Origin of the sequence: Acidibrevibacterium fodinaquatile (genome assembly GCF_003352165.1) — a bacterium.
GTDB lineage: Bacteria > Pseudomonadota > Alphaproteobacteria > Acetobacterales > Acetobacteraceae > Acidibrevibacterium > Acidibrevibacterium fodinaquatile.
On record NZ_CP029176.1, the window covers coordinates 3,363,072 to 3,380,341 of the forward strand.

Consider the following 17,270-nt stretch of genomic DNA (forward strand, 5'->3'; position numbering starts at 1 on the left):
CGGATCATGAGGAATGCGGAGGACGATGGCGGGTTTTCGCCCTTGCTTTTTGACCGCCTTGAGGCTTCGCGGGGCGCCACCGCCGGCGACGGTGTGCGCGCCTCGATCGCGCGCGAACTCGCCGATCTCCTGAATACGAGAACGCCGCTTGCAATCGATCATCTGGAGCATCGCCGCCGCAGCGCCATCGATTACGGATTGCCGGATCTCTCCGCGTTTCCGGTCGGCAATCACGATGCCATGGCGCGCCTTGCGGCCCATATCCGGAGCGCGATCGCGGCCTATGAGCCACGTCTTGCTGATCCCACCGTTACCATCACGCCCGATGCGCGGTCGGGCGAGGCCCTGGCGGTGACGGTGAGCGGCGTGATCACGGTCGGGCCGCGGCGCCAGGCGCCGGTGTCATTTACGCTGCTCCTCGGCGATGCGGCGCTTGGCGGCCATGCCGGCTGACGGGGACGAGACGCTTTTTCGGCATTATCTGGCGGAACTCGACTATCTTCGCACCGCCGGAAGCGAGTTCGCCCGCCGCTATCCGCAGGTCGCGAAGGCGCTCGATCTCACCACGCATGGTAGTACCGACCCCCATGTCCAGCGCCTGATCGAATCTTCGGCATTCCTCACCGCGCGGCTGCAGCGAACCTATGATGCGCAATTGCCGGAAGTTCCGGGCGCGCTGCTCGATGTTCTCTATCCGCAATTGACCGCGCCGATCCCCGCCATGATGGTTGCGGCCTTTCACACCGACCCGGCACAGAGCCGGGCGATCGCCGGCATCACCGTACCCGCCGGCACTACTCTGCTCACCCGGGCCACACGCCGCGGCGACGAGATCGTCTGTCGGTTTCGCACCGGCTATCCGGTGGCGTTATGGCCGCTCGACGTCGCCGATGCTGGCATCGACCCGCCGACCGCCTATCCTTTTCTCGACACGCGGCCCGGGGTGCAGCGCGTGCTGCGCATCCGCCTCCGTTGCCAGGGCCATCGCAATTTTACCGAGTTCGCGCCGCCATCCTTGCGGTTCTATCTCTCGCCGATGATCGGCAATCGCGACGCGCTTTACGAATTGCTGTTCGCCGAGCCGCCGGCAATCGCGGTCAGCGCGGTCTCACGAGCGGGGGCGAGCGATACCCCCATGGCCGCGCCCGTGATCGTTCCCGAAGCACGGCTCCGTCAGGTCGGGCTTGGCAGCGAGGAGGCACTGCTGCCCTCCCCGCCGACGGCGCATCAGGCCTATGGTCTGATGCAGGAATATTTCGCTTATCCAGAAAAATTCATGTTCTTTGACGTGACCGGCCTGCCGCCCGGTATTTTCGGCACCGGCACCGACGCGGATCTGCTGATCCTGCTCCCGGCGGCGCCGCGCCAGAGGATCACTCTGCCGGCTGAGAGCCTCCTTTTGCGATGCACGCCGGCCCTCAACCTGTTTTCGCGCGTGAGCGAGCCCATCCGCATCGACCACACGCAGCTCGAATACCGGCTCGTTGCCGATCGGCGCCGCGCCGGTCACGCGGCGATCCACAGCGTCGAGCGCGTGACGCGGATGTCGGCCGCGACCGGCAAGGGTGAGACGATGCAGCCCTTGTTCTCGTTCGCGCGGGCGGATCGGGACGATAACGGAGCCGCGCTCTATTTCATCCGCCGCGCGCGATCGCCCTTCGCCGCCGATGATAGCGAGGAATTGCTGCTCTCGCTGCTCGATCCCGATCTCGACCCGCATTTGCCGGCCGGCGATACGGTGTTTGCGCAACTTCTTTGCACCAATCGGGGCCTGACCGATCAGATGGGGCGCGGTGTGCGGCTCGATGTCGAGGTCGATCTCCCGATTGCGGGCATTGCCAGCGTCACCCGGCCGACGCACGAAATTCCGCCGCCGGCGCAGGGCAAAGCCCTTTGGCAGCTCGTCTCCCATCTCTCGCTCAACCATCTCTCGCTCACTGGCGGCGAGGAGGGGATGGCAGCCCTCCGCGGCATCATCCGGCTGTACGACCCCGCGAACGCGACCGGCATGGACCGGCTGCGCGGGCTGGTTGACGTCGCGTCGCGGCGTGTGGTGCGGCGGATCGGCGAGGATGCCTGGCGGGGATTCTGCCGCGGCCTCCAGATCACCCTCACCTTCGATGCCGAGCGCTATCCGACGCCCGATCTCTATCTTCTGGGCTCGGTGCTCAGCCGCTTTTTCGGTCTCCACGCGGCGGTGAATGCCTTTACCGAACTGGTGATCGCAAGACGAAATGGGCAACGCGAAGAGATCTGGTCATGGCCGGCAGTGACGGGCGAGACGGCGCTGCTTTAAGCGCGCGGCTGCTGGCCGAGCCGTTTCGGTTCGATGTCCGCCAGGCCGTGCGGCTTTTGGAGTGGATCGCGCGCCGGAGTGCCGAAGCGGGTGATGCGCACGCGTCAGGCGCCGTGGTCGGCCCGCTGCCGCTCGGCCTCGGCAGCGATCCCCGCCACGAGGCCGTCCGGCTCCGCGGCAGTTTCACCGACCGCTTTCCGCCGAGTGATATCGAGGCGCTGAGCCGGGATCCGGCGGATGGGCAGCCGGTTCTGACGGTCGCGTTCTTTGGCCTCGGCGGCGCGCTCGGCCCGCTGCCGCCGCCGCTCAGCGCCCGCGTGGTGGCGCGTACCCGCGCCCATGATTATGCCGCCCGCGACTTCCTCGACATTTTCAACCATCGCCTGTTGTCGCTGTTTCTGCGCCAATGGCGGCTCTTTCACCCCGCTCTTCAGGATCCGGATGCACCCGCGTCGCCGGCGCGTTTGCCGCTGCTGGCGCTGCTCGGCCTTGCGACATTGCCGGAGAGCGGGCCAGCCGCCGCCGCGTCCCGCCTGCCCGGGGTGATGCAGAGCCTGATCGCCGCGGCCGGGCTCCTCAACCCGCGCCCGGTTTCCGGGCAGGCATTGCAGCGACTGCTTGCAAACCATTTCGGCGTGCCCGTGCGCCTGCGGCCGCTTCAGGGCCGGTGGCTGCTGTTGGCGGCGGACCAACTGACCCGGCTCGGCCAGACCGGCATGCTTGGCCGCGGCGCGATGCTCGGCCGCAAGGTGTGGGACCAGCAGGCGGGGCTCGAGATCGAGATCGGGCCGATGGCGTGGCTGCGTTTCCTGCCATTATTGCCAGGTGGTGCAGGACATGATCAACTTCAGGCTCTCGTCGCATTTGCTCTGGGGGGCGCGTTCGACGTCAATGTCCGGCTTCTGCTGCGCGCGGCGGAAGTGCCCGGGGCCCGGCTGGGCCGAGCGGGGGCGCGCCTCGGCTGGACGAGTTTCCTCGGGCGGAGGCCGCGCGTGACGCCGGGGGCCGTCTCGCTCAGCCTCCAGGGAATGCCCTGATGCCCGATCCGAAACGCCTCGCCGGAACGCTGTCTCAGGCTTCGCGCAAGGCGCTGGAACGGGCTGCGGAGCGGGCGCTCCGCGAGACCAATCCAGCGGTCGAGCCGGAGCATTTCCTACTCGAACTCTTTCGCGGGCCGAACACGGATGCTGCCTTCCTGCTGCGCGAGGGCGGGATCGATCTCGCGCCGATCGCCGCCGGGCTCGAGGCGGTCATCGCCCGATTCCCGCGCGGCAGCCCGCGGGTGCCGGTATTGTCAGAGCCGCTGATGGCGGTGCTCGCGGCCGGGTGGCTGAGTGCGTCCATCGATCACGGCCTGCCGCAGAACCGCTCCGCCTGCCTCCTCCGCGCCATGGCGGCCAATCCCAGCCAGCGCGCCGCACTCCTCGAAGCCGCGCCGGCGCTCGCCGGGGTTTTCGAGAGCCGCCTTCTCCTTGATCTCGGCGAGATTCTGCGCCGGGGGCCGGAAATCCCGCTGCCCGCCGCGCCGGCCGAACACGGGCAGCGTGACACCGCGCTTGCGGCGTACACCGTCGATCTCACCGCCGCGGCCAAAGCCGGGCGGCTGGATCCGGTGCTTGGCCGTGACGATGAAATCCGCCAGGTCATCGACGTGCTGATGCGCCGCCAGCAGAACAACCCGATCCTCACCGGGCCGGCTGGCGTCGGCAAGACGGCGATCGTCGAGGGCTTTGCCCGCGCCATCGTCGATGGGCGGGTGCCGCCGCGGCTCGCCGACCTCGTGGTGCGGAGCCTCGATCTCGGCCTGCTGCAGGCGGGTGCATCGATGCGCGGCGAGTTCGAGCAGCGGCTGCGGGCGGTGCTCGATGAAGCCGCGGCGGCGATGCCGCGCACCGTGCTCTTCATCGACGAGGCGCATATGCTGATCGGCGCCGGCGGTGCGGCGGGGCAGGGCGACGCGGCCAATCTTCTGAAACCGGCGCTGGCGCGTGGCGCGCTCGGCGTGATCGCGGCCACGACCTGGAGCGAATACAAGCGCTTCATCGAAAAAGACCCGGCCCTGACCCGGCGCTTTCAGGTGATCCGCGTCGGCGAGCCGAGCGAGGCGGTGGCGACCGAGATGTTGCGCGGTGTCGCCCCGGCGCTGGAACAGCATCACGGCGTGCGCATCCTGGAGGAGGCACTCGGCGAGGCGGTGCGTCTTTCACATCGTTTCATCCCCGACCGCCAATTGCCGGAAAAAGCGATCGCGCTCCTTGATACCGCCTCGGCGCGCGTTGCCATCGCCGCCAGCACGCCGCCGCAGGCATTGCAGGAGGCCGAGCGGCGCGGCGCGGCGCTCGCGGCGGAACTCACGCGGCTCCGCCGCGAAGCCGATCAGGCCGATCATGGCGAGCGGCTGGAAGCGCTCGAAGCCGCGGCTGAACGCGCCGAGGAGACGCGGCTCCTGCTTGCCAGCCGCTGGCAGTTGGAGCAGGAAACCGCGGCACGTCTTGCGGCACGGCAAGCCCGATTGAGCGGCCAGGGCGAGCGGCCGGACGATGACCTCCGTCATGAAATCGCCGGTCTCCAACTCGAACTCGACGAACTCCGCGAGGAACGTGGGCTGCATGGCACCGTGGTCGATGGCCGCGTGGTCGCCGAGGTGGTGTCGGGCTGGACCGGCATCCCGGCGGGGCGGATGCTTGCCGACACGGTGGCCAATGCGCGCTCGCTGAAGGCGCGGATGGCGGAGCGCATCATCGGCCAGGACGCCGCGCTCGATGCGATCTGCCGTCGGATTCAGACATTTTATGCGGATCTCGGCGAGCCCAACAAACCGACCGGCGTGTTCCTGCTCTGTGGCCCGAGCGGCGTCGGCAAGACCGAGACCGCGCTCACGCTCGCGGATCTGCTGTTCGGCGGCACGCGCGCGCTGGTGACGGTGAACATGTCAGAATATCAGGAGGCGCACACCGTCTCCACCTTGCGCGGCGCGCCACCCGGCTATGTCGGCTATGGCAGCGGCGGCGTCTTGACCGAGGCCGTCCGCCGCCAGCCCTATTGTGTGCTGCTGCTGGATGAGGTGGAGAAGGCCCATCCCGATGTCATCGAGATGTTCTACCAGGTGTTCGATCGCGGCATGCTCGAGGACAGCGAGGGGCAGTTGGTGGATTTCACCAATACGGTGATCCTGCTCACCTCCAATGTCGGCGCCGAGGCGCTGAGCGAGGTGGCAGAGCGCCGGCCGGCAGCCGATGCCGCGTCTTTGGTGACGGCGGTCACGCCGGCGTTGCGGCGCCAGTTCCCGGCGGCTTTTCTCGGGCGCCTCGTCGTCGTTCCCTATCGCCCGCTCGATCGCAGCGGGATCGAGGCCGTGACGCGGCTGAAACTGCAGCGCATTCAGGAGCGTTTCGCAACCACCCGCCGCGGCGAGCTGACCTATCACCCCGATGTGGTGCGGGCGATCGCGGACCGGGCGGGTGCGACCGAGGCGGGGGCGCGGATGGTGGATTCGATCCTCACCCATGCCGTACTGCCGGCGCTCTCTGAGCGGATTCTCGACCATCTCGGCGAAGGCAAGACGATTGCGGGGGCGCATCTTGCGTTCGGTGCCGGCGGCGAACTGGTGGTCGAATTGCGGCCATGAGCGGGTCGGCGCAATGGTCGCTCGCGGTGACGACGCCGCTCGGCGCCGATACGCCGGCGCTTGTGGCACTCGCGGGCGATGAATTTCTCTCGGCCCCCTTCCTGTTCCGCCTCACGATGACCGCGCCCGGGCCGGTCGATGCCACCGCCCTTCTCGGCAAGCCAGCCGCGGTGACGCTGATCGATGGCAGTGGCCATAAGCGTTTTCTTCACGGGCTGATCACCCGTTTCACTCAGCGCGGGAGCGACTGCACCGCCGAGATGCGGCCCTGGCTCTGGATGCTTTCGCTCGCCGCCGATAACCGCATCTTCCAGAACCAGAGCGTGCCCGACATCCTCGCCGCGGTGTTCGACGACGCTGGCTTCACCGATTACCGCAACAGCCTGACAGAGACCTATCCGCCGCTCGAATACTGCGTGCAGTTCCAGGAGACCTCGTTCGCCTTCGCCAGCCGGCTGATGGAAGCGGCCGGCATCAGCTATTTCTTCGAGCATAGCGAGAGCGCGCACACGCTGGTGCTTGCCGATGACGCTGCCGCCTTCAAAGAGTGCGAGAAGGCCGCCAGCATCCCGTTTCTGCCGCTCGCCGCCGGCGATGACTGGCTCAGCGATCTCCGGATCACGGCGCTGGCGGTCGAAAGCGGGGTCGCGGTGCAGGCCTATCAGAGCGACGATTACAATTTCACGACGCCGGCGACGGAGCTCAAAGTGACCAGCGGCAGCGGCGCCCGCCGGGTCTACGAATATCCCGGGCAATATCAGACCGTCGATGCCGGCGAGACGCTCGCCAAGCGCCGCATCGAAGCTTTCCAGGCGGCGGCAACCGAAATCACCGGCGCTTCCCCGGTGCGCGCGCTCTGCGCCGGCGGCGCCTTCACCCTCACCGGGCATCCCGATCCGGGCTTGAACGCGCGCTACGTGGTGCGATCGGTTTCTCATCGTGTGGCGCGGCGCGAATATGCCAATGATTTCATCGCTTTTCCGGCAGCGATACCCTTCCGCCCGCCGCGGGTCACACCGCCGCCCAGGATCAGCGGGGCGCAGACCGCGATCGTCGTCGGGCCGTCCGGCAAGGAAATCTACACCGACAATTACGGCCGGGTGAAAGTGCAGTTCCACTGGGATCAGCATGGCCAGAAAGACGAAAACAGCTCCTGCTGGATCCGGGTGGCACAGAGCTGGGCGGGGGTGGGCTGGGGTGCCTTCACCTTGCCGCGTATCGGGCAGGAGGTGGTGGTGACCTTCCTCAACGGCGATCCCGACCGGCCGCTGATCACCGGATCCGTCTATAACGGCGACAATCCGGTCCCCTATCCCCTGCCCGACGAGCAGACCAAGACGGTGCTGAAATCGAATTCATCCGCGGGCGGCGGCGGCTTCAACGAAATCCGGCTGGAAGACAAGAAAGACAGCGAGGAATTCCATCTCCACGCCCAGAAAGACATGACCATCGAGGTCTTGAACACCCAGACAGTGACGATCACCCAGGACCGGGGGGTGACGATCTCGAAGGGCAACGATACACTGACGGTCTCGGAGGGCGACCGGACCGTCGCGGTGAGTAAGGGCAATGAGACCCACAACGTCGCCGGGACGCGCGATCTGACCGTCACCGGCAACGAGACGCACACCAACAAAGCCGATTTCAGCCACAGCGTTTCCGGCAATTTCACGCTCGATGTCAGCGGCGATATCACCATCAAGGCTTCGGGCGCGGTGACGCTGCAAGCGGGGACGGGGTTTACGCTGAAGGCCGGCACCTCGCTCGAGGCCAAGGCCGGGACAGGGCTGAGCCTTTCCGGCGGCACGACGGCCGAGGTGAAGGCGGGCGCCAGCGGCACCGTCGATGGCGGCGGCATGCTGAACTTGAAGGGCGGCCTGGTGAAGCTGAACTGAGCGGAGATGAGCGCGGCAAACCCTCCGGAGACGATCGAGCGCCGCAATGCCGCCGGTGCGTTGGTCGAGCGGGCCACGTTCCGCGACGGCGTGCTCGACGGGCCGACGGTGCTGTTCGGGCCGGAGGCGCTGGCTGCGGCCGAGATCGGCTTTGCCGCCGGCGTCCGCGACGGGCCGATGGTGCTCTATGACACTGACGGCGACGTGCTCGCGCGGCTTACGTATCGGGCGGGTGTGCTGGATGGGCCGGCGACGCTTTACGCCGGCGGCAAGCCGCTGACGGAGATGACCTATGCCGCCGGGGTCGGGGACGGGCCGCTCCGCAGTTTCACGCCTGCAGGGAGCTTGGCGGCGAGCGGTGCGTTGCGCCGCGGGCGGCTGCATGGCGCATTCACGATCTTTCGCCCCGATGGCAGCGTGATGCAGCTTCAGCATTATGTCGGCGGGCTTTTGGAAGGCGAGCAACTCGATCTCGATCCCGCCGGCGTGGTGCGCCGCCGCGCCGAATACCGCGCCGGGCGGCTGGACGGGACCGTCACGCATTATGACGCCGCTGGCCAGCCGACGGCGCATCAGGTGTTCGTCGCCGACAAGGAAGTCACCGCCGCCCCGCCACCCGGCATATCCAAGATGCCCACGCCGCAAAAACCCTGGCTCCAGCGCTGGTGGGACGCGGCGAAAGCCCTGATCGGCCGGCAATAGCCATCCCGGCGCAGTCCCCAAATTGGGCACTTCCATTTACCGCTTGCCCAAACGCTACGGGAGTCACGCATTTGATACCGGTCAGCGAAATCGCTGACCGGTATGCGCGCAGGGTTGGTGTGGCGGCTGCGCGCAACATCAAAAAGATACCAGCCAACCGTCTTCAAGCGACGTGTCATTCTTTCGGCTGGCTGGTATGACTTGGTAATCGCCCGTGAAAAATAGAACTTTGTTGATCTGGCAATGAGTTTTTAGCGTATGATAGCGTCACGTTGAGAGTCTGAAAATTGGCGGAAAATCGAGACGCTTTTGAAAGAGCTTTTAGGCCTATCATAGATAAAGAGACATCTATTCCAGCCGTGTTCCGTCCCGCCTGACATGATGCTTTTTACCTGGATACCGCGCCGGCGGAACGGTGTGACACGACGGCACCGATGGCGTTGGCTCATGTCGTCAAGAAAAAAGCGGCGTGGCTGAAATCGTGGCTGACATGATGTCTTCCATGATCCTGGTCATCCGTGCCGGCTCCGTCCTCGGCCGTCGCGCCGAATTCCTTGTCCCGCAGGCGGGGCTCGGGGTGCTACCCGCAACGGCGTCCAGAGGCGGCGCCTCTGGTTCTTTTTTTGACTGGCCCCGCGCCCTTCCCGCCCCCATATAAGGGAGCCTTTCGCCCAAGGGAGGGATCGGTTGGACGCGACGCTGACCCTGGTTGATCTCGCCGGCCTGATCGCCCTCCTGCTCTGGGGGGTGCATATGGTGCAAACCGGGGTGCAGCGCGCCTTTGGCCCCTCGTTGCGGCGGTTTCTCGGGGTCGCGCTGGCGCGCCGGCCGGCCGCCTTCGTCGCCGGGCTCGGCATCACCGCGATTTTGCAAAGCAGCACCGCAACCGGGCTGATGGTCGCCTCCTTCGCCGCCGAGGGCATGCTGGCGCTGGTTCCCGGCCTTGCGGTGATGCTCGGCGCCAATGTCGGGACGACGCTGATCGTCCAAGTGCTCTCGTTCGATGTCTCGCGCATCGCGACCTTGTTCATCCTCGCCGGCGTGATCGCCTTTCGCCGTGGCGGCGCGAGCCAGGTGCGCGATCTCGGGCGGGTCGGCATCGGGCTCGGGCTCATGCTGCTGGCGCTGCATCTCCTGCTTCAGGTGATCACGCCCTATGAGGACGTCCCCAGCCTCCGGCTACTGCTCGGGGCTCTCACCACGCAGCCGCTGATGGACGTCTTGCTTGCGGCGTTGCTCACCTGGGCTGCGCATTCCTCGGTCGCCGTGGTGCTGGTGATCATGTCGTTCGCGGCGCGCGGAGTGGTGCCGCCGGATGCCGCCTTCGCGCTCGTGCTCGGCGCCAATCTCGGCACCGCGATCAATCCGCTGCTCGAAGGGAGCGCCGGCGACGATCCGGCGGCGCGGCGGCTGCCGATGGGAAACCTGCTCAACCGCGTCGCCGGCGTCATCGTCGCCTTGCTGCTGCTCGGCCCGATCGGGCGGACGCTGGTGGTGCTGGAGCCGGATCCGGCGCGCGCCGTCGCCGATTTCCACACCGCGTTCAATCTCGTTCTCGCGCTCATTTTCTTCCCGGCCCTCACCCCCTATGCGCGGCTCTTGGCGTGGCTGCTGCCCTCGCGCGTCGCCGCAATCGATCCCGGGCGGCCGCTCTATCTCGACGCCGCCGCGCGCGAGACGCCGACGATCGCCATCGCCGCCGCCGCGCGCGAAGCGCTGCGCATGGCGGACGTGCTGGAGACCATGCTCGCCGGCGCGCGTGCCGCCCTGATCGGCGGCGACCGGCGGCGGGTCGGCGAGACGCGGCGACTCGATGACGTGCTGGATCGGCTGAACGCGGCGATCAAAGCCTATCTCACCCTGCTCGACCCCGAATCGATGAGCGAGGCGGATCATCAACGCCTCGCGCAGGTGCTCGCTTTTACGACCCATCTCGAAAACGCCGGCGATGTCGTTGACAAAAACCTCCTCGCCCATGCCGCCAAGCGCATCAAGCGCGGTATCGCGTTTTCGCCCGAGGGCGGCGCCGAGCTTGATCAGATGTTCGCCCGGCTGGTGAAGAATTTGCGCACCGCCGCCTCGGTTTTTCTCTCCGGCGATCTTGCGACCGCGCGCCTGTTGGCCGCGGAAAAGGAGACGCTCCGCGATCTCGAGGCGCGGGCGACGGCGGCGCATTTCGCGCGCCTGCGCGCGGGGCGAATCGACAGCACCGAGACCAGCACGCTGCATCTCGACGTTTTGCGGGACCTTCTGCGGATAAACACCCATTTCGTCGCCGCCGCCGCCTATCCGGTCTTGGAGGAGCAGGGCGCGTTGCTCCCGAGCCGGTTGCGGCCAAACGACGAAACCGCCCTGAAAGAGGCCGCGGGCGACTCGCAGGAAATCCGGCAAATCGACCAACCCTCCCAGGGGTAGTGGTAATCGGCGGTTAACCAATCAAGATATAGATTGACGCGGCCGAATTTTACGGCAGGATAGGGGGCTCAGCCGATCGCAGCCAAAGAGGGAAAAGCCGTGCTCGACATCGATATTCAATTGCCCGGGCGCCAGCAGATCCATGTCGATCGTGGTCGTGACGCGTTGCTGACCGATTTCGGCCGCGCGACGCTCGATGACCGCTATCTGCTCCCGGGCGAGGGCTATCAGGATCTCTTCGCCCGCGTTGCAAGCTATTATGGCGACGATCAGGGGCATGCGCAGCGGCTTTACGACTATATGAGCCGGCTCTGGTTCATGCCGGCAACGCCGGTGCTCTCCAATGGCGGCACGGCGCGTGGTTTGCCGATTTCCTGCTTCCTGAACGAGGCGTCCGACAGTCTGGAGGGCATCGTCGGCCTGTGGAACGAGAATGTCTGGCTTGCCTCGAAGGGTGGCGGCATCGGCAGTTACTGGGGCAATCTGCGCTCGATCGGCGAAAAAGTCGGCCAGAACGGCAAGACCTCGGGCGTCATCCCGTTCATCCGGGTGATGGACAGTCTGACGCTGGCGATCTCGCAGGGCAGCCTCCGGCGCGGCTCGGCGGCGGTCTATTTGCCGGTCTCGCACCCCGAGATCGAGGAATTCGTTGAAATCCGCCGCCCGACCGGCGGTGATCCGAATCGCAAGGCGCTCAATCTCCATCACGGCATCCTGGTTTCGGACGCGTTCATGCGCGCCGTCGAGGCGGATGAGCCTTGGGCGTTGGTCTCACCGAAGGATGGCGCGGTGGTGCGCAGCATCTCCGCTCGCGCGCTCTGGATCAGGATTCTGACCGCCCGTGTCGAGACCGGGGAGCCGTATCTGATCTTCTCCGACCAGGTGAACCGCCTTCGCCCCGAGCATCAGAAACTCGCCGGGCTCGAAGTCAAAACCTCCAATCTCTGCTCGGAGATCACGCTGCCGACCGGGATCGACCAGCACGGCCGCCAGCGCACCGCGGTCTGCTGCCTGTCTTCGGTCAATCTCGAGCATTGGTTCGCGTGGAAGGATCATCCCCTCTTCATCGAGGATGTGATGCGCTTTCTCGACAATGTCCTGCAGGATTTCATCGACCGCGCGCCGGAAGGCATGGAACGCGCCAAATATTCGGCGATGCGCGAGCGTTCGGTCGGGCTCGGGGTGATGGGTTTCCACTCCTTCCTCCAAGCGCAGCACGTGCCGTTCGAAAGCGTCATCGCCAAGGTCTGGAACAAGCGCATGTTCCAGCATCTCCGCACCCAGGCGGATGCCGCGTCGCGGCTGCTCGCCGAGGAGCGCGGCCCCTGCCCCGACGCCGCCGACTATGGCTTCTCCGAGCGCTTCTCGAACAAGATCGCGATCGCGCCGACCGCCTCGATCTCGATCATCGCCGGCAATGCGAGCCCGGGGATCGAGCCGATCGCCGCCAATGTCTTTCTCCAGAAGACGCTGTCCGGCAGCTTTACCGTGCGCAACCGCCATCTCCAGGCCCTCCTCGCCGAAAAGGGGATGGACAACGAGGCGGTCTGGTCCTCGATCACGCTCAACAAGGGCAGCGTGCAGCATCTCGATTTCCTCACCGAGCACGAAAAAGCGGTGTTCAAGACCGCGTTCGAACTCGATCAGCGTTGGGTGATCGAACACGCCGCCGACCGCACGCCGTTCGTCTGTCAGAGCCAGTCGGTCAACGTCTTCCTCCCCGCCAATGTGCATAAACGCGATCTGCACCAGATTCATCTGTTGGCGTGGAAACGCGGTCTCAAATCTCTCTATTACTGCCGCAGCCTTTCGATCCAGCGCGCCGATAATGTGAGCGAGAAAGCGATCCGCCCGGAGGAGGCGCCGGCCGGGGCCGCGCCGGCGATGGCCGCACCGCCGCCAGCCGCGCGGGTCGCCGATTATGAGGAATGCCTCGCCTGCCAGTGACATAAAGGCGGCGTGCGGCCGGCGCGGGAGGTAAACCCGGGAGGCTCGCGATGACTGGTTTCCTTCGCGTAGTTTTGATCGCGTGCCTCATCCTCGCCGCTTGCCACCCTCAAACCACGCCACCACGTGTGGACCAGAAGCCGCCAGGGGCGATGCCCCCACTGCACGGCATGTAACGCGAGGAGGATGTTCCGTGAGATCGCTGCTCTGGGCCACGCTCATGCTGGTCGGTCTCGCGGCGTGCCATCCGTCTCCGACGACGCAATCCCAGGAGCAGCAGCCGGTGCCGGGCCAGATGCCGCGAATGGGCTATTGATCGTCGGCGCATGCGCGCCGGCAAGAACGGGAGAACAAGGATGAAATTTTTTCTCTGGGCGGTGATGCTGGCGTCCCTCGGCGTGACACTCGGCTGCGCCAACCGCAACCAGCCGGTGGTGCAGGACAATGAAACCATGCAGCAGCATATGGGTTACTGAGAGACCATAAGAACTCTCGGGTCGCGTCGCGCCATGTGTGGGCCGTAGGGCTGTATGCTCTGCGACCTCATGCCCACCATGCCAGAGCCTCGTTTGCGCCCATTGGTCCAGAAATTCGCCGATATGCTCGCCGACCCACCCGTTTTCGCCAAGGGTGTCGGGTAAGCATCCGGCATGAACCGCGGGTTTTGTATTCGGTTGGTGTTTAGGAAGGAGCGGCTGTGGTGATTGGTTCTGTTTGATTATTTTAAAGGCAGGGCCTGGACCATCTCGGTGGCCTCACTGGTGTCGCGATGGACCTCTTCACGGATGACGCGATCTGTCACGTCGGTGAGATACTGCGTCAGTGCGTTGTTCAGTTCCTGGAATTCCGGCCATAGCACCTGGTCGACAAATGCCTGCGGTACCCGCACCATGACGGTGGTCAGGCGTTGCCGATAAAGGCGGTATGGCTTCAGGCCGTAGCGTCGGCACAACGCCAGGAACAGTCGGCGCGACCATTGGTCGCGCAGAGAGAACTGCATCTCGATTGTTTTGTCCTGGCCCTGAATTTCCGCCAGCCGGGCGTGAACGCGCCCGAGTGCGGCCTCGGCCGCTGTGCGTTCGCCGATCGTTGCCGCTCCGGCGAACAATGCCTCGATCTTTCGCAGCTTCTCCCGAAGCACGCCCTCTTCAGACACATCCAATCTCTTCCGTTGCACTTGCCGCAACTTTGCTGGCGTTAACGCAGTTCCAGGGCAACAACTGGCCGAGGCGCCTGGCGGGATAGTCGTTGATCCCGGCGAGCACATCGGCGAGCCAGGCTTGCGGATCCACATTGTTGAGACGTGCCGTCTGGATCAGCGTGTAGAGGATGGCGGCCCGCTCGCCGCCGCGATCGGAACCGCAGAACAGCCACGCCTTGCGGCCGAGTGGCACGCAACGCAAGGCGCGTTCGGCGGCGTTGTTGGTCAGGCAGACCCGGCCATCCGCGAGAAAGCGGGTGAAGCTGTCCCAGCGGCGGAGCATGTAGTTGATGGCTTTGGCCAGATCGTGATGGCGCGAGAGCTTCGTGAGCTGAGCGGTCAGCCAGGCATGGAGTTCGGCAACCAGCGGCGCGCTATGCTGCTGGCGTACAGCCAGTCGCTCGGCGGCTGTTTTGCCGTTGATGGTTCGCTCGATTTCGAACAAAGCATCGAGCCGCTGCACGGTCGCGAGCGCGATCGGGTAGACCATGGCGCCTTGCTCGCCGCGGCTCTTCCTGCGGGCGGCGCCCGCGATATCGGCCAGCTCGAAAAATTTCCGCCTTGCATGGGCGAAACAGCCGGCTTCCCGCACCGGCGCAGGGCTGCGGCCAGCTTTATACAACGCGCCATAGCCGTCATAGGCGTCGGCCTGGAGGATGCCCGACCAGCCGGCAAGATGGGCTTGTGGATGTTCGCCGCGTCGATCCCGCGCATAGTGGAACAGCACCGCCGGCGGGGCGTGGCCGGCGAAGGGCCGGTCGTCGCGCACATAGACCCATAGCCGCGCCGTATCGGTCTTGCCGCGAGCCATGACCGGTACCGTCGTGTCGTCGCCATGCAGACGCTCGGCGGCAAGGACATGGGCCTCGATCAGCCGGTAGAGCGGCATCAGCACGGAACACGCCGCCCCGACCTGATCGGCAAGCGTCGAGACGCTGAGCGGAACGCCCTCGCGGGCAAAACGTTCGGCCTGGCGGTTGAGCGGCTGGTGCTGACCATACTTCTCAAACAACAGCATGGCGAGAAAGCGCGGGCCCGCCCAGCCGCGCGGAACGACATGAAAGGGGGCCGGCGGCTGAGTGATCGCCTCGCAAGCCCGGCAGGAGAATTTCTCCCGCACCGTCTGGACGATTTTCCACTGCCGCGGGATCACCTCCAGCGTCTCGGTGACATCCTCCCCGAGCTTCGACAAGCTGGTGCTGCCGCAGGCAGGGCAAGAGCAGGGTGAGGGGATCACCACACGCTCACGCGGCAGATGCTCGAGAAAGGGCTTTCTGGCGGGACGCTTGCGCACGAACCCACCGACATGCGTGGTTTTCGCCGCGGCGGTTGCAGCTGCCAGCCCGTCTTCACTGGCGTCGGCCTCAAGCTCTTCGAGCTGCAATTCCAGCTGATCGAGCAGACGGCGGCTGCGTTCGGCGCTGGCGCCGTATTGCTCGCGCCGCAGCCGGGCAATCTGCAGCTTGAGATGAGCGATCAAGGCCTCGGTCGCACTCTCCCGAGCACGGGCCTCGACCAGTCGCGCCTCGGCCTCGTCGGCGCGCTGGATCGTTGCAATCACCAGCGCCTTCAGCGCGCCAATATCGTCCGGGAGAGGCGTGTCGGTGAGGGTCACCAGACGACAGAATCAACATCCAGCGGCGCGCGCAAGCGAAAAATGCACACCCGGCGGAAAAATCCGCTCTATCCCGCGCTCGCTGGTCGCCAGGAATATTGCGGATTGCGCCACTCGATTCCGTCAAGAAGACAAAACAGCTGCGCCTGCGTCAGCCGCACCGCGCCATCTGCCGCAGACGGCCAGATGAATCGCCCTCGCTCAAGCCGCTTGCTATACAGCGACATCCCGAGGCCGTCGTGCCAAATGATCTTGACTAACGATCCACTGCGCCCGCGGAACACAAAGAGATCGCCACCGTGAGGGTCACGGCTCAATCCCTGCTGGACCTGCAAGGCCAAACCCTGCATCCCGCGGCGCATATCGGTGTGGCCCATCGCGATCCATACGCAAACACCCGACGGGATCATCGCAGCGCCGTCAGCGCCGCCGTCACCAATGCCGGCTCGGCCGCCCCCTCGATCACCACGCATGCACCAGCTGGCAGCCGAACCTCAATCCGAGCAGGCGCCGCCGTCCTGTCTCTGGCTTGCGGATCTCCGACCGCGCCACCCACCGCATCGCACGGCAGGACGCCAGCTCCCGCCTCTGGCACAGTCTCCAGCGGCAAGAACACCGCAGGCATCGGCGCCGGCCTCAGCTCCCCCGCACGCGCCAGCCGCCGCCAATGCCACAACTGCCCGCGTGAGACCTCGTGTCGCCGCGCCACCTCGGCAAAGACCGCGCCAGGCGCCTGCGCCTCCGCCACAATCCGCAGCTTGTCCTCATCCCGCCAGCGACGCCGGCGCTCCACACCCGTGATAATCTCCATCCCGACACCCGCTCATAACGACGCTCATAAGAGCGCCGTTATGAGCACCCCAATCCATCAAAAACAGGCGGCCTTCCGCGGAAGCTTACGGTGTCGGCGCGGTATGAAAAAAATAAGGGGAGTCTTTGAGGCCTGAGAAATCGACGAAACCTTCATCGGCAAGAAGGAAGGCGTCCCAGTACGGCGCGGATATGCCCATAAGCACGCCGTAATGACGCTGGTTGAGCGCCGCCCGGAAGGCGCCGGCGCCAGATCCTTCCACGTCGAAGGGGCTGCCGCTGCCGATCATCAAGGCGCACGTGAACAGCGGCATTCATATAATGACGGACGAGGCCGGTCAGTATTCAAGCCTGAGCAAGCATTTCGCGGCACATGACTTTGTGCGTCACAGCGCGGGCGAATATGGGCGCGGCGAAGCCCAACTCAACACGGCGGAAGGCTTCTATTCCGTATTCAAGTGCGGAATGAAGGGCATCTATCAGCATTGCGCAGAGCATTATCCGCATCGCTATGTCGCGGAATTTGATTTCCGCTATGACAACCGCGTCCGCCTTGGTGTTGATGATGCCGAGCGCGCGGCCCGAATAGTTCGTGGCGCCGCTAGCAAGCGGCTGATGTATCGGCGGACTGACGGCGAAGCCGCCGCCTAAGTGCCACGGGAAGCCATAGCGGCTTCCCGCTCTCGTCGTTGCCACTGGGCGCGTCCTTTGCCAGTATCCGGTTTGGGTGCGTTCTTATGCAATTCCGGGTTAGAAATAAG

General features: G+C 65.6%; 15 protein-coding genes. 10 read left to right on the forward strand and 5 right to left on the reverse strand.

Annotated features, from left to right (window positions below; all coding sequences use genetic code 11):
* The first annotated feature begins 6 nt into the window (after window positions 1–6).
* The 9 genes from tssE to DEF76_RS20235 all read left to right on the forward strand — a co-directional run bounded on the left by tssE (window position 7) and on the right by DEF76_RS20235 (window position 13,199).
* Window positions 7–453, forward strand: a complete 447-nt coding sequence (gene tssE / locus DEF76_RS16010; RefSeq protein WP_114913149.1) for a type VI secretion system baseplate subunit TssE — start codon at window positions 7–9, stop codon at window positions 451–453.
* Window positions 443–2,296 (forward strand): type VI secretion system baseplate subunit TssF, encoded by a 1,854-nt coding sequence (gene tssF / locus DEF76_RS16015; RefSeq protein ID WP_162800705.1) that lies wholly within the window; start codon window positions 443–445, stop codon window positions 2,294–2,296. Before tssE ends, tssF begins: the two co-directional genes overlap by 11 nt.
* Window positions 2,260–3,333 (forward strand): type VI secretion system baseplate subunit TssG, encoded by a 1,074-nt coding sequence (gene tssG / locus DEF76_RS16020; RefSeq protein ID WP_114913151.1) that lies wholly within the window; start codon window positions 2,260–2,262, stop codon window positions 3,331–3,333. Before tssF ends, tssG begins: the two co-directional genes overlap by 37 nt.
* Window positions 3,333–5,924 (forward strand): type VI secretion system ATPase TssH, encoded by a 2,592-nt coding sequence (tssH, locus tag DEF76_RS16025; RefSeq protein WP_114913152.1) that lies wholly within the window; start codon window positions 3,333–3,335, stop codon window positions 5,922–5,924. The genes tssG and tssH overlap by 1 nt, the downstream gene beginning before the upstream one ends.
* On the forward strand, window positions 5,921–7,819 hold the full coding sequence (locus tag DEF76_RS16030) for a type VI secretion system Vgr family protein (RefSeq protein WP_114913153.1): 1,899 nt from the start codon (window positions 5,921–5,923) through the stop codon (window positions 7,817–7,819). Before tssH ends, DEF76_RS16030 begins: the two co-directional genes overlap by 4 nt.
* A gap of 6 nt (window positions 7,820–7,825) precedes the next feature.
* Window positions 7,826–8,521: a toxin-antitoxin system YwqK family antitoxin gene (locus DEF76_RS16035; protein WP_114913154.1), complete on the forward strand. Its 696-nt coding sequence runs from the start codon at window positions 7,826–7,828 to the stop codon at window positions 8,519–8,521.
* Window positions 8,522–9,208: 687 nt separating this feature from the next.
* A complete protein-coding gene (locus DEF76_RS16045) occupies window positions 9,209–10,936 on the forward strand; it encodes a Na/Pi cotransporter family protein (protein WP_114913156.1) in 1,728 nt (575 codons plus the stop codon).
* Window positions 10,937–11,035: 99 nt separating this feature from the next.
* Window positions 11,036–12,883 (forward strand): ribonucleoside-diphosphate reductase subunit alpha, encoded by a 1,848-nt coding sequence (locus tag DEF76_RS16050; RefSeq protein WP_240319034.1) that lies wholly within the window; start codon window positions 11,036–11,038, stop codon window positions 12,881–12,883.
* 193 nt (window positions 12,884–13,076) lie between these two features.
* Window positions 13,077–13,199: a hypothetical protein gene (locus DEF76_RS20235; protein WP_275895691.1), complete on the forward strand. Its 123-nt coding sequence runs from the start codon at window positions 13,077–13,079 to the stop codon at window positions 13,197–13,199.
* 402 nt (window positions 13,200–13,601) lie between these two features.
* Here DEF76_RS20235 and DEF76_RS16055 read toward each other — a convergent pair whose 3' ends face one another.
* From DEF76_RS16055 to DEF76_RS19510, 5 genes are all read right to left on the reverse strand, one after another.
* Entirely contained in the window at window positions 13,602–14,039 is a 438-nt protein-coding gene (locus DEF76_RS16055) for a hypothetical protein (protein WP_114912951.1), read from the reverse strand.
* Window positions 14,032–15,699, reverse strand: a complete 1,668-nt coding sequence (gene tnpC, locus DEF76_RS16060; protein ID WP_114912952.1) for an IS66 family transposase — start codon at window positions 15,697–15,699, stop codon at window positions 14,032–14,034. Before tnpC ends, DEF76_RS16055 begins: the two co-directional genes overlap by 8 nt.
* 68 nt (window positions 15,700–15,767) lie before the next feature.
* The gene (tnpB, locus tag DEF76_RS16065; RefSeq protein ID WP_114912953.1) at window positions 15,768–16,109 is read right to left on the reverse strand and encodes an IS66 family insertion sequence element accessory protein TnpB; all 342 of its coding nucleotides are present in this window, start codon (window positions 16,107–16,109) and stop codon (window positions 15,768–15,770) included.
* On the reverse strand, window positions 16,106–16,510 hold the full coding sequence (tnpA, locus tag DEF76_RS16070) for an IS66-like element accessory protein TnpA (protein WP_114912954.1): 405 nt from the start codon (window positions 16,508–16,510) through the stop codon (window positions 16,106–16,108). The genes tnpB and tnpA overlap by 4 nt, the downstream gene beginning before the upstream one ends.
* Window positions 16,511–16,595: 85 nt before the next feature.
* Window positions 16,596–16,799 carry a hypothetical protein gene (locus DEF76_RS19510; protein ID WP_162800706.1) on the reverse strand — a complete coding sequence of 68 codons (204 nt, stop codon included), beginning with the start codon at window positions 16,797–16,799 and terminating at the stop codon, window positions 16,596–16,598.
* 31 nt (window positions 16,800–16,830) lie between these two features.
* On the opposite strand from DEF76_RS19510, the gene DEF76_RS16075 reads away from it, so the two are divergent.
* Entirely contained in the window at window positions 16,831–17,160 is a 330-nt protein-coding gene (locus DEF76_RS16075; protein ID WP_240319035.1) for a transposase, read from the forward strand.
* Window positions 17,161–17,270: the final 110 nt, after the last annotated feature.

Coding starts and splice junctions, on each gene's coding strand:
- tssE (WP_114913149.1), top strand. CDS start 7: ATGAGGAATGCGGAGGACGATGGCGGGTTTTCGCCCTTGCTTTTTGAC.
- tssF (WP_162800705.1), top strand. CDS start 443: ATGCCGGCTGACGGGGACGAGACGCTTTTTCGGCATTATCTGGCGGAA.
- tssG (WP_114913151.1), top strand. CDS start 2,260: ATGGCCGGCAGTGACGGGCGAGACGGCGCTGCTTTAAGCGCGCGGCTG.
- tssH (WP_114913152.1), top strand. CDS start 3,333: ATGCCCGATCCGAAACGCCTCGCCGGAACGCTGTCTCAGGCTTCGCGC.
- DEF76_RS16030 (WP_114913153.1), top strand. CDS start 5,921: ATGAGCGGGTCGGCGCAATGGTCGCTCGCGGTGACGACGCCGCTCGGC.
- DEF76_RS16035 (WP_114913154.1), top strand. CDS start 7,826: ATGAGCGCGGCAAACCCTCCGGAGACGATCGAGCGCCGCAATGCCGCC.
- tnpB (WP_114912953.1), bottom strand. CDS start 16,109: ATGATCCCGTCGGGTGTTTGCGTATGGATCGCGATGGGCCACACCGAT.
- tnpA (WP_114912954.1), bottom strand. CDS start 16,510: ATGGAGATTATCACGGGTGTGGAGCGCCGGCGTCGCTGGCGGGATGAG.
- DEF76_RS19510 (WP_162800706.1), bottom strand. CDS start 16,799: ATGATCGGCAGCGGCAGCCCCTTCGACGTGGAAGGATCTGGCGCCGGC.
- DEF76_RS16075 (WP_240319035.1), top strand. CDS start 16,831: ATGACGGACGAGGCCGGTCAGTATTCAAGCCTGAGCAAGCATTTCGCG.